The sequence below is a fragment of the Acidobacteriota bacterium genome, from assembly GCA_028875575.1.
In the GTDB taxonomy this organism is placed as follows: domain Bacteria; phylum Acidobacteriota; class Terriglobia; order Versatilivoradales; family Versatilivoraceae; genus Versatilivorator.
This window is the reverse complement of the sequence record JAPPDF010000033.1, coordinates 12,340-24,896: the sequence shown is the minus strand read 5'-3', so window position 1 is coordinate 24,896 and position 12,557 is coordinate 12,340. Positions and strand designations below refer to the sequence as shown.

Below are 12,557 nucleotides of genomic sequence, written 5' to 3'. Positions count from 1 at the left end.
AAGTGCGGGCGCAGCGGGCCGATCAGCCGGAGGGGTGGCGGTCGATCTGTCTGAGGAGTCTTCGGGCCGTCTTGCGGGCCAGGTTCATGAGGGAAGTGTTCTCGGAAATTCTCTTCAAGATGGGTGAGAACCGTTGGGGGTCCACAATCGTTTTCCTGTCCAGGAACCCTCGCAGTAGATCCAGTTTTCTGGGAATCCCCAGCCGGTCATGCTTCAAGGTCAGCTTCAAATCGAGGAGGAATCTCTCCTGAGCGGAGAGGTGATCGAAAAAGGTCACGATCTTGCGGAAGGTCTTGTTGTCGGTGTGGCGGAACACCACTTCCCGTGTTTGCGGGCCGCTCATCAGGCGTATGGTGCGCGTCCCGGTGTCGGCCACCCGCCGCGAGCTCACGAAGTTCTTGTCCCGATTCAGGAAGTCGGCCTGGGCGAACAGTTCCAGGAGATGCTGGAGGGTGTGGGGCTTGAGTTGGAAATCCACCGCCACCGGCTCTCCATCTCCCAGTCTCAGCACGTACCGGGTCCTTCCATCCGTCTCCACTTCAATGCGGTGCAACTCGGTGTTGCCCCTGGAGTAGTCCTTTTGCCAGAACACCCGAGTGGGCTGGTCGGCGCCACTCAAACCGCCAGCCAAAAGGAGCAGCGCCAGCGGCCCGGCTGTATGGACTCGGGACGGGCGCATGGACTCAGCTTCGGGAGGGAAGGGGGACATTGGTCTTGGAGATTCCTCTCCTGATGCGGCTTTCAGTGGTCATAACCTGGGCATGACACAGGGCCAGAGCCAGTGCATCGGCCGCGTCGTGGGGCTGGGGCGGGCTGGCCAGTCCCAGCAGTCGTCCGACCATGGCCTGAACCTGCTGCTTGTCTGCCCGGCCATATCCGGTGACTGCGTTCTTGATCTCCAAGGGACTGTACTCCACGATGGGGATGCCCGCCAGGGCCGCCGTGCAGATCACCACACCCTTGACCTGGCCAAGCTTCATGACGCTCTTGAAGTTGGTGAGATAGAACTGGTCCTCTACAGCGGCAACCTGAGGGGTGTAGGAGTCGATGAGTTGCCGAAGCTGCCGCTGAACGGTCACCAGCCGAGCGCCCAGGGAGTGTTTGGCGGGAAGAGAAATGGCCCCGAAGACGACCGGTTGCGGACGCCCTTCCTCACTGTCGATGATGCCGTATCCGGTCGACCGTGAACCGCAATCGATACCCAAGACTCTCATGGGGTCCCATGGTCGCCGGCGTCTTTCGGCAACCTGTCCACCGGCGGTTCTTCCAGAACCGATCCCGTCCACGTTCCCGGTGTCATCCTAAGAGGCGGCAGCCTCCAGTTCCGCATCCGCGATGTCGAAGTTGGCGAAGACCTTTTGCACGTCGTCGTGGTCTTCCAGCGATTCCATCAGGCGCAGCATCTGCTGGGCCGGCTTTCCCGCAAGCTGCAGGGTGGTCTGGGGAATCATGGAAAGGTCTGCCGATGCCACCGCCAGATCGTGACTCCGCATCTCCTCCAGCACCGCTTCGTAGTCCTGAGGTGAGGTATAGATTTCGTAGACCTCGCCCCCATCTCTCATATCCTCGGCCCCAGCCTCCAGGGCCACCGTCATCAAGCCGTCTTCGTCTGTGCTGGACTTGTCGACGAGAATCAGGCCCTGTCTCTGGAACAGGTGAGCCACACATCCCGACTGACCCAGGTTGCCCCCGAATTTGGAGAAGACGTGGCGGATATCCGACACCGTCCGGTTCTTGTTGTCGGTCACGGCCTCGACCAGGATGGCCACGCCGCCGGGGCCGTAGCCCTCGTAGGTCGCGTCTTCATAGGTGAGCCCCGGCAACTCGCCCGTTCCCTTCTGCACGGCCCGCTTGATGTTCTCCCCGGGCATGTTGGCGGACTTGGCCGCAGCCATGGCCGCCCGGAGCCTGGGGTTACCGTCCGGGTCCCCGCCGCCCAGCCGCGCGGCCACGGTAATTTCCTTGATCAGGCTGGTGAACAGCTTGCCCCGCCTGGCATCGGCAGCACCCTTCTTGTGCCTGATGCTATGCCATTTGGAATGTCCCGACATGGCTCTTTTTCCTTGGTGACCCGCAATCAGAGAATAGCAAAAGCCCCCAGGGGACTCAAGCCGTAGCAGGAGTCCCGGCAGGCCGCCGGTTCACAAGCGGTTGATGAGACTGGCCACAAACCCAGCCCCGTACCCGTTGTCGATGTTGACCACGCTCACGTTGGAGGCGCAGCTGTTGAGCATCCCCAACAACGCCGCCACCCCGCCGAAGCTGGCGCCGTATCCGACGCTGGTCGGCACCGCCACCACCGGCGCCGAAACCAGTCCCCCGACTACACTGGGGAGGGCGCCCTCCATTCCGGCTGCCACGATCACCACCCGGGCCGCCAGCAGCCTTTCCCGAGCGTCCAGCAAGCGGTGGATGCCGGCCACGCCTACGTCATAGAGGGTTTCCACCAGGTTCCCCATGGCCTGGGCGGTCACCACCGCTTCCTGGGCCACCGGAATGTCGGCGGTGCCCGCCGAAACCACCAGAATGGTTCCCTTGCCCCGAATCTCCTCGTCCTGCTGAATCACAACGGTCCCGGACTCCTGGTGGAAGCGGGCCTTGGGAGACAGGGCCTGGACTCGCCGGAAGACCTCCTCCCGGGTGCGAGTGACCAGGATATTGTGATTTCGGGGAAGCATCCGCTTGACGATGACCTCGATCTGGTCTGCCGTCTTTCCCCGTCCGAATACGACTTCGGCAAACCCCTGGCGAAGGGCGCGATGATGATCGATCTTGGCGAATCCCAGGTCCTCGAAGGGAAGATGGCGCAACCGCTCCAGCCCCTGATCGACCGAGAGCTTGCCGCCCTTGATCTCCTCCAGCAGGTTCCTGAGGCCCTTTGCATCCATGGAAAGTTCTCCGGCCGGTCAACTGGCTCTCTTGAGTCGAAACGACATTGACGGATGAGCCGAGTTCTTCAGATCTCGAATTTTGGATTTGGAGCAAAGCTACTTGTGACAATTCTTCAATCAACAGAGACTCTTGCAAAATTTGCAGCGGGTCAGGTCATTGTATCGGCAAACGTGCGGTTCTACCTTTTTCGATATCGGGTGCGACCGGGTGAGCCATGCCGGTTTACCAAAAAAAGCACAAAAGTCACAAAACGCATTTTCTGAGATCGTTCTGCTCTCTATGTGTTTTTGTGCCTATTGTGGCCATACCCGAAAACGATCCCGCTGCCGAATCTTGCAAAAGGCTCAACAATCAGAAATCAGCAGTCAACGGAAGTCAAGCAGATTCCCGGCAAAGTCCTCGGGCCGCAATCAAGGCCCTCCAACCGCCAACAATGGCGGCTGGCCGCCGATTCGGGGGATGATGTACCATTGGGCTGACGTGAAGAGCTCGAGTCCGATTGGATCCCTGCACTCCACGAACCACCGGGTATTAGTGACTTTGGAGATCACCCTCGCCATCACGGGAGCCAGCGGAGCCATTTATCCGCAACGCCTGCTGAACCTGCTGGCCGCGGAGCCTGCCGTTTCCCGCATCAACCTGATTGCCTCCGGAGCCGCCCTGCGCGTTCTGAACGATGAGCTGGACCTCAAGCCTCTCACTCTCCACAACCTCGCAGAGAAGCTGGTGGAGAACCATCACCACAAGATCGAGGTGCTCAGCAACGACGATATCGGGGCCAGGATCGCCAGCGGCTCCCACCCGGTGGACTCCATGGCGGTCGTTCCCTGCAGCATGGGCACCCTGGGCAGCATCGCTCACGGCATCTCGCGGAACCTGATTCAGCGCTCCGCCGATGTCATGCTCAAGGAGAGACGCAAGCTGGTGCTGGTGGTTCGGGATACCCCCTTCAACCTGATTCACCTGGAAAACATGCGTCTGGCAACCCTGGCGGGGGCGGTGGTTTTTTCGGCCACTCCCTCCTTTTACCACGGAGAAACCACACTCGAGGGCATCATCGACCAATTTCTCTACCGGGTGATGCAGCAGCTCGGCCTGAACCCGGAGGCGGCCTTCCGCTGGTCGGGAGACAAGGGGGCCTGAGGCAGGCCACCAACCCACCATGAGCCTTTTCTCCAGCACGAAGATCACCTTGGCCATGATCAAGTTCGAGCACACGGTCTTTGCACTCCCGTTTGCCCTGCTCAGCGCCCTGCTGGCAGCAGAAGGATGGCCCGGCGGCCGAAAGATTCTGTGGATCGTGGTGGCCATGGTGGGAGCCCGAAGCGCGGCCATGGCCTTCAACCGCCTGGCGGACGTCCGGATCGACGCTCTCAATCCCCGGACCAGCAGCCGGGCCCTGCCTTCCGGACACCTCAGTCGCCTGTTCGTCATCCTCTTCACCCTGGCCTCGGCATCCGTTTTCGTCCTGGCGGCCTACCAGCTCAACCCGCTCTGCTTCATTCTGTCCTTCCCCGTCCTGCTCATTCTGCTGCTCTACTCCTACACCAAGCGATTCACCCGGCTCTCGCACCTGTACCTGGGGCTCTGTCTGGGTCTGGCGCCGCTGGGCGCCTGGATTGCTGTGCGAGGCGAGATCGGCTGGCCGCCCCTGCTGCTGGGCCTGGCGGTATTGCTCTGGACGGCCGGGTTCGACATCATCTACGCCTGTCAGGATGTGGACTTCGATCGCCGTCAAGCCCTCTTTTCCATCCCCGAGGGATACGGCATCCAGCGGGGGCTGAAGGTGTCCCGCGGGCTGCACATCGGCATGCTTCTGGTCCTGCTGGGGTTAGTCTGGACTCAGGGCCTGGGCTGGATCAGCCTGCTCGGCATCCTGCTGGTGGCCGGACTTCTGTGGCAGGAGCACCGGCTGGTTCGCCCCAATGACCTTTCCCGGGTCAATGCGGCCTTCTTTACGCTCAACGGTTACGTCAGCATTTTGCTGATGCTGGCCCTGGGACTGGACGAACTCGTCAACTGAGGGAGCCCTCGCGCGGCAACGGTCGCCAGACGCCGGGGCGTTCAGCGGACGGCCCGTTGCTCTTCGAATTCGACCCTCTTTTCCGGCAGTCAACCCGATTACCCCCATGTCTGGAATGCCCCGCTTCTTCACCATTGACCGAATGCAAGTCCCCGTGTGCCGTCTGGGTTTGGCCACCCGAGGCAATACCCACCTCACCAGGGAGGATGTCCTTTTGGCGCTGGAGCGGGGCCTGAACTACTGGAACTGGTGCGGCCACCAGGACGGAATGGCCGAAGCCATCCGAGAACTCGGCTCCCGACGCAAGCGGGTGGTGATCGCCGCTCAGCTCCGGGCGCGGGACGAGCAGGGAGTCCAAACGGAGTTGCAACAGGTTCTGGACAGGCTGAAAGTCGACTGCCTGGACGTGGCTACCCACTACTACGTGGAACGGTTGGAGGAATGGAGGCAGATCGCCGGCCCGGGGGGCGCCCTGCAGGGATTGCGAAAGGCTCAGGACCGCGGCCGGGTCGGCGCGATCGGACTGACCACCCACCAGAGGGAGCTGGCGTTGCAGATTTTGAGAGAGAGGCGGCTCGACCTGCTGATGATTCGTTACAATGCGGCTTATCGCGGCACCGAAGACCGGATTTTCCCGCAAGCCGCGGAACTGCGGTTTCCCCTGGTTGCCTTTACCGCCCTTCGATGGTGCGATCTGCTGAAGCCGACTCCGCATGACCCCGCCGAATTCACCCCGCCCCCTGTCCGGGATTGGTATCGGTTCGTCCTGGCCCATCCGTCGGTCTCGATTGTCTTGGCGGCACCCGGCAACCGGTCGGAGCTGCTGCATGCCCTGGGGCTCCTGGACGACTGGAGACCTCCAACCGCCGAGGAGCTTCAATCCATGAGGGCCCACGGGGACCGGGTGCACCGCCATGCCCGGGCCTTTGTCTGATTTTTTGTTGCCGCCGGATTCAATCCGTTCTTAAATGGCAAGGAGGCCTGGAAAGGGGCCTGCAACCGGGGAGACCTCATGCCCAAGCTGCAGCCACGGGTGGAATCGATCAAGCGCTGGACCATCCAGGATTCCCTGGACGCCTACCACATCGCCAAGTGGGGACAGGGCTACTTTTCCATCAACCGGAAAGGGCACATCACCGTCCACGCCGCCAAGGACCCCGAACGGGCCATCGACCTCAAGAGCCTGATCGACCAGCTGCTGACCCGCGGCATTTCTCTGCCCATCCTGATTCGGTTCACAGACATCCTGAGGCATCGACTCGCCGAGATTCACCAGGCGTTTCGGAACGCCATCGACGAGTTCGAGTACGAAGGCGCCTATCGCTGTGTCTACCCCATCAAGGTGAACCAGCAGCGCCACGTGGTGCAGGAAATCCTGGACTTCGGACGGGAATACCAGGTGGGACTGGAAGCCGGCTCCAAGCCGGAGTTGCTGGCCGTTCTGGCCGTCACTCACGGCCGAGACGTTCCCATTATCTGCAACGGGTTCAAGGACGACGAGTTCATCGAAACCGTCATGCTGGCGCAGAAGATCGGCAAGAAGGTCATCCCGGTGGTGGAACGCTTCACCGAGCTGGAGCTCATCGTCAAGTATGCGCAAAAGCTTCGGGTGAAGCCGCAAATCGGAGTACGGGTGAAGTTGGCCAGCCGGGGGGCCGGTCGCTGGGAGTCCTCGGCCGGCTATCGCTCCAAGTTCGGATTGACCTCCACCGAAGTGGTGGAAGCCGTCCGATACCTGCGTGAGCGCGAGATGGCCGACTGCCTGCGGCTGCTGCACTTCCACCTGGGGAGCCAGGTGACCAACATTCGAAAGATCAAGGAAGCCATCACCGAGGCGGCGCGAGTCTACGCCGAGCTGATCCAGGCCGGAGCCGGCCTGGAGATGCTGGATGTGGGCGGAGGCCTGGGGATCGACTATGACGGCTCCCAGTCCAGCTTCGAGTCCTCGGTGAACTACACCCTCCAGGAGTATGCCAATGATATCGTCTCTCGCCTCAAGTCGGTCTGCGACGAGGCAGGAGTCGCCCACCCCACCATCGTCTCGGAGTCGGGTCGGGCCGTGGTGGCCTATCACAGCGTCCTGGTCTTCAACGTGCTGGGGGTTTCGGGTTTCGAGGGGTTCCGCATCCCCGAGTCCCTGCCCGAGAATTCTCCCCAACCTCTTTCGGACCTCCACTGGATTGCCCGCAACCTTGGCGGGAAGAACTACCTGGAGGCCTATCACGACGCGGTTCAGCTCAGGGAAGACGCCCTCAACCTCTTCAACCTGGGATACCTCAGCCTGGAGCAGCGCAGCATCAGCGAGAGTCTCTACTGGTCCATCTGCCGCGACCTGCTGGGGATCATTCGCGACCTGGACCACGTCCCCGAGGAGTTCAGCAGCCTGGAAGCCCTCATCTCCGACACCTATTTCTGCAACTATTCCATCTTTCAGTCGATGCCGGACAGTTGGGCCATCGACCACCTCTTCCCCATCACTCCCATTCACCGCCTGATGGAGGAACCCACCCGTCGGGCCATCCTGGCGGATATTACCTGCGACTCCGACGGACGGGTGGACCGATTCATCGATGCCCACGGTGTCAGACCGGTCCTTCCGCTCCACCCCTTTACGGGGGAGCCCTACTACCTGGCCGTGTTTCTGGTGGGGGCCTATCAGGAGATTCTGGGAGACCTGCACAACTTGCTGGGAGACACCAACGCCGTCCACGTGAGCCTGGAACCGAGCGGGGAGGTGCGGGTGGATCACGTGGTCAAGGGCGACCGGGTCAAGGACGTGCTGGGCTACGTGGAATATTACGCCGACGAGCTGCTGTCGCTCATGCGCCGGGACATCGAGCGCGCCGTTCGCGACAGGAAGATCTCGCTGGAAGAGTCGGGACGACTTCTCCGTTTCTACGAATCGGGTCTTCGGGGATACACCTACCTGGAAGAGTCGCCGGCTCCCTCCTCGAAGAAGGCGGCCCGCATCCGCCGCATGACGGCTTCACCTCATTTTTAGGGATTGGCAGTGGCCCCGGCGCCGCTCTCGGACTCGGCGGCTTCCTGAGCCCGTGTTGGCGGCCCAGCCCGTGCCTGTACCCTCGGCAGATCCAGCGCCCATTGCCGCAGGATCCGATACCCGCGGTCGGAGGGGGTGTAGCGCCTGCCTCCCTGGTGGCCGTCCTCCTTGACCGTCTGGATGTTGAGAGGCTTGCGCAGCAGCTTGCTCTTCTCGAGATTCTCCGAATCCACCCGAGCCTGCAGGATCAGGTAGTTTTTCAGCATCTTGGGGGCGGAGAGGTAGCCGGTGCCGTCGGGGCGAGCCAGTTCCATGGAGGGCACCCGTCCGGGGACTCCGTGACAGCTCATGCAGGCCATCTGGTCGTGGCGCTGCGGTCGATTGAGCTCCGGGGCCACGTGGTCCTGGAAATAGCGGAAGCTGGCCAGGAACTCCTCGGGAAGAGAGGGGGCCTGCCCGAGCCCCAGCCGCTCCGCCAGGGGTTCATTGCGGACCGCCTCCTGGAGATCCGCCATCCAGACCTCCGGTTCCGAACGCAGGATGTTGCGGGCGGCCTCCTCGATTCTCTCGTTGGTTTCCGACTCGACCAGCCCCTTCAAGGCCGCCAATACGGCCGGGTCCTGCCGATAGCGGGTCAGATAGGAAAGGTTGACGGCCGTCCGTCGGCTCAGCTCCGGGGTCTCGGCCTGCAGAAGCTGCAGCAGCAGCGCCCGTGCCCGCCCCCGGGCCTCCAGCAGGTCCCGCGGCAGCACGGAGGACTCCTTGCCATCCGCCGGAGCCGGTCTCACTACCGGCACCTCGTCCTGAAAGGTGGACAGCCAATCGATGCTGGGAAGCCAGAAATGAGCTTCCATGGGATTCCTGACGCCCTCGGGAAAGAGCCGCGCCAGAAACGGGGTCTGGAAGTCGGGGTTGGCGGCCAGCATTTTCCCCATCCGATCGGCAATGAACCAGTCCGGGCTCAACGGACTCTCGGTCTGAACCGCCTCCTCGACTATCCGCAGGATTTCCCGCAACGACTGCGAATCGGCCGGGTCCTGGTAGGAGGGCACCAGCAGTGAATAGAGGATCTGCCGCTGCTCCCGGGTTTCGGGAACGGTAAAGCCGGCTCGGCTCAGCAGCTGGAGCACCGGCTCCGCCAGCGTCTTTCGGCGGTCATAGTCCAGGGCCCCCCGATGAATCTGCTCCACCATTGGATGGATCAACTCCTGCGTTGCCGGCAGGGTGACGGAGCTGGGATCGGCCAGGGCGGCCGCGGCCAGGGTTCGCAGTTCCTCGGGACCCTCGGTGGCGAAGCTCATCAGGCGGTCCTGCAGGTCCGGGTGGGGGATGCCGGCTGCCGCTTCCAGGGACAGGCGGACTCTCTGGGCGCCATTTCCCTGTTGATCGCCATCCCAGTAGCGCAGCACGGCTTTCCCCATCATTTCACCGGCGCCCGGGGTGATGTATCCCATCTGCCCGGGGCCGCCATCGCCACCGGAGGTGTTGTAGAAGGTGGCCGCTATTTGCGCCAGGCGGCGGGCCAGGCGGTCTTTTCCGGTCGGCGCCAGGTCGGCATCGTCCATCCGCGATTCCAGAGACTGGAACAGGGAAGTCAGCTCGGGATACTGGTGGATCTTGCTGCTGTTGGCCTTGTGGCCGTTGGCAATGAAGAGGGCATGGCTCTGGTATCGCACGCACTGTTCCACCAGGGCCTCGGTTTCGGGACTCGCCAGCTTGCTCAGCCAGGCCTGCTGGATGGCCGGGCGCAGCGGAGGATTCCAGACCCACCACTGCCAGGCAGCCTTGGCCGCCCAGGCCCGTACGCCCGGATGCGGGTCGCGGGTCAGGGATCTGGCCAAAAGCCCGGACAGGCGGGACTGGTCGAATCCCGGGCGAGTCAGAACGGCATCGGCGCGCATCCCCAGAGCCTTGAGAACGGTTTCCCGAACACGGTCGTCACCGGAATCGTAGGCCTCAAAGAGCTCTTCAAATCCTCGATCGTCCAGAAGGGTCTGTTCCATGGCCCAGGCGGCCGCATCCCGAACCATCTTGACGGGATCGCCCATGGCCGAGATCAGCGCGCCTACGCCATTTCTGCCGTGGATGCCGCCCAAGCCCATGAGGCCCCAATAGCGCACCAGGGGGCTGTCGTGAGCCGCGGCCCGGACCATCAGGTCGGCCAGCCCGGGGTCTTCCGAGTGCGACAGATCTCTGACCCTGGCCAGGGTGGTCCTGAGGGAGTCTCCGGGCGAGAATTCGAATCGCTGCCGCGGATGCTCCGGCGGTGGCAGGGGGAAGAGCCGGGAGAGAGCGTGCAGCACGTAGGCCGTGGTGACGAAACCGGTCTTGGCGCTTTTGTTCCAGAGTCCATAGGGCTTTTGCATTCCCAGCAGTGCCTGGACTCCCGAGTCCACCGCCGGATCACCAGCGCCATGCCCGAGTGCTTCCAGGGCGATCAGGGCCAGGGCCGTGGGCGCGGGATCCGACTTGCCGTCGGTTTTCCAGCCCGAGCCTTCGGGAAGCGGCTGCCCGGGGTCGAAACCCCAGGACCCGTCCGGATTCTGGATGGCCCTCAGCCGCTGCTCGTCCTCGGCTACCTGCCTTTGAATCCGCTGCCACAGGTCCAGGGCAGCTTCTTCCGACAAGAGCTCATAGTCCGGGAACTCGGCCGGGGGCAGCTCTTCTTCGGACTCATCGGTGGTCGGTGGCGGCTCGATCCGAGGAGGCCGAGGCGGGAGTCCCTGTTGAACCGAGTGCATCTTGCGGCTGGCTTCGAGGTAATCCCGGGGAAAGAATCGGCGGAAGAACTCGATGCGGTGCGAAAGATCGTCGCTGTACTTCGGCTGCACCTCCAACAACTTCAGGGCCTTTTCCTCCACGGCCGCGAAGTAGCGGGGATGGCCGGTACGGTTCCAGGCGGTGCGCAGGATCTCTCCGGCATAGCTGAAGACGACCGATTTCCCCACGTTGGAACCGGGACCGGCGGCATTGATCCCGCCGGGATCGGCGGTCTGAAGCACATGGTTGGCGGCGCGAACCAGCTGCTGCGAATGGAGCTTGCGCGGAGGGAGCACGCGCTCGGCGGTGCAGACGTTGTGGCCGGCCACCCGGGTTCCGGCGGGACCGTCACCGACGTCCAGGGGAGCCAGGCTGGTGTTGTTGGCGGCCTCCTTGAGGTAGTTGGTCGGCCTGAGGGACTCGTACATCACGTTGACCAGCCGTCGGAAGTTCTGAACGTTTTCGATCGGGTACCCGTTCTCGACCGGAACCGCCGAGCCCCAGACGCCGGCCTGGGTATGGCAGCTCATGCAGTGGGTCCCGAGCAGGTTGCCGGTGTCGCGGATGCGGCGCTCCACGCTGGCGCCGCGAGGGCGGTTGGTCAGCCAGGCGTCCACCTGGGCCAGGTGGTCGTAGAGGCCCTGGCGCACCGCCATCCGGGGGTCCCGGTAGGGCGCCGGTTGCAGCAGCCGCAATTCGATCTCGTAGCCCGGCGCGTTGGCCTCCGCCCGCAGGAAGTAGACTCCGCCGGGTTGCAGCAGGCGGTTGACTTCGGATCGGTGGTCCTCGGACTGCTGGTGAACCCGCTCGTTGTCGTTGCGCCCCCGGGTGTATTCCACCAGCGGCAGCAACGCCATCTTGCCGGGGGCGGTTTCTTTCCGGTCCCGGGAGGGTTCGGCAGTGGCGGGACCGACCTCGTCGGTCGGGTTCGGAAGCGCGTAGAATCTGAGACGGGCGGCCAGGGTGTGATCGGGAAGCGTCAGGTTGCAGGTCAACAGCCGGGGCTCGGTGCCGGTGAACTCGAGGCGAAACCAGTCGTCGCCGGAACGGCCGACCTTGCCGTTGTCGAAATACTCGACGTCGTCGGCCCCGGCGGTTACCAGAACCCGCTGCACACCCTCGCCGTCGGGAAGCGGAATGGGCTGAGCCTGCTCGGGCGTATCGTTGGGTTCCAGTTCAAGGTGGAAATGAAGGTCGGGCGGCTCCTCGAGATCCAGACCCCTGACGCTGGCGAACAGGGAAACCTGCGCCCCGGAAGGCCAGGGCGTGTTGCGGGGGAAGGCATCCACCCGGGGTGCGGTCCCGGTTTCGCGCCAGCGGGGTCCGCCGAAGACCGGGTCTTCATCGATGACCGGGGCCAGGCTGAGGACATACCTTCCCGACACCGGAGCCCTGTAAATCAGGAAGACATCCGGATCCAGGGCATGGAGCACTTTTCTCCAGCGGGCGGTGGGCCGGGTGTATATGCCGAAGACATCGGGCTCTCTCCCGTCCTGGGCGGAGCCGGCAGTCTCTTTGGAGACGTCGGCGCCCTTGGCCCCATTGGGGTTTTCCAAGTGCCAGCTCACCGCTACCCGGCCGTTGGGCGGCAGGAAGGAGGGACTGGAGACGGCCACCGAAATCTCACGGACTTCGCCGCGACGCAGGTTGAAGGTCCTTTCCCACCGGCTTTCGGATTGCAGGGAGACCTCCACCCGGTCGGCGCCGGTGTCGGCGGAAACCCTATCCGCTCGACCGGCAAGCACGCCCACGAGAACCAGAACGGCGGCCACTCCACCAGCTCCGCATTTCCCGATGACTCGTAGCTTGTCCATGGTTGTTTCCCGTGGTTTTGACATCCCTGAAGACTGGACCCACTTCTTCGCGCGTCGGGCGAAGCGG

Annotated in this window: 9 protein-coding genes; 4 read left to right on the top strand and 5 right to left on the bottom strand. The window is 63.2% G+C overall.

The features are described 5' to 3' along the window. Positions 1–22: 22 nt before the first annotated feature. The 4 genes from OXI69_04300 to larB all read right to left on the bottom strand — a co-directional run bounded on the left by OXI69_04300 (position 23) and on the right by larB (position 2,888). Positions 23–679, bottom strand: coding sequence for a hypothetical protein (locus tag OXI69_04300; GenBank protein ID MDE2665351.1), 657 nt, complete (start codon positions 677–679; stop codon positions 23–25). Between the two features lie 4 nt (positions 680–683). Further along, entirely contained in the window at positions 684–1,214 is a 531-nt protein-coding gene (gene ruvC / locus OXI69_04295; protein ID MDE2665350.1) for a crossover junction endodeoxyribonuclease RuvC, read from the bottom strand. An 87-nt stretch (positions 1,215–1,301) separates the two neighbouring features. Continuing rightward, complete coding sequence (locus tag OXI69_04290; protein MDE2665349.1) at positions 1,302–2,051, bottom strand: YebC/PmpR family DNA-binding transcriptional regulator; 750 nt, start codon at positions 2,049–2,051, stop codon at positions 1,302–1,304. Positions 2,052–2,141: 90 nt separating this feature from the next. Next, positions 2,142–2,888, bottom strand: a complete 747-nt coding sequence (gene larB / locus OXI69_04285; GenBank protein ID MDE2665348.1) for a nickel pincer cofactor biosynthesis protein LarB — start codon at positions 2,886–2,888, stop codon at positions 2,142–2,144. A gap of 544 nt (positions 2,889–3,432) precedes the next feature. Here larB and OXI69_04280 point away from each other — a divergent pair. The 4 genes from OXI69_04280 to speA all read left to right on the top strand — a co-directional run bounded on the left by OXI69_04280 (position 3,433) and on the right by speA (position 7,916). Continuing rightward, positions 3,433–4,035: a UbiX family flavin prenyltransferase gene (locus OXI69_04280; protein MDE2665347.1), complete on the top strand. Its 603-nt coding sequence runs from the start codon at positions 3,433–3,435 to the stop codon at positions 4,033–4,035. Positions 4,036–4,054: 19 nt separating this feature from the next. Then, positions 4,055–4,915 carry a putative 4-hydroxybenzoate polyprenyltransferase gene (gene ubiA / locus OXI69_04275; GenBank protein ID MDE2665346.1) on the top strand — a complete coding sequence of 287 codons (861 nt, stop codon included), beginning with the start codon at positions 4,055–4,057 and terminating at the stop codon, positions 4,913–4,915. A gap of 142 nt (positions 4,916–5,057) precedes the next feature. Continuing rightward, a complete protein-coding gene (locus tag OXI69_04270; protein MDE2665345.1) occupies positions 5,058–5,849 on the top strand; it encodes an aldo/keto reductase in 792 nt (263 codons plus the stop codon). A gap of 78 nt (positions 5,850–5,927) precedes the next feature. Next, the gene (gene speA, locus OXI69_04265; protein ID MDE2665344.1) at positions 5,928–7,916 is read left to right on the top strand and encodes a biosynthetic arginine decarboxylase; all 1,989 of its coding nucleotides are present in this window, start codon (positions 5,928–5,930) and stop codon (positions 7,914–7,916) included. Here speA and OXI69_04260 read toward each other — a convergent pair. Then, positions 7,913–12,490 (bottom strand): hypothetical protein, encoded by a 4,578-nt coding sequence (locus OXI69_04260; protein ID MDE2665343.1) that lies wholly within the window; start codon positions 12,488–12,490, stop codon positions 7,913–7,915. The genes speA and OXI69_04260 overlap by 4 nt on opposite strands. Positions 12,491–12,557 lie beyond the last annotated feature (67 nt).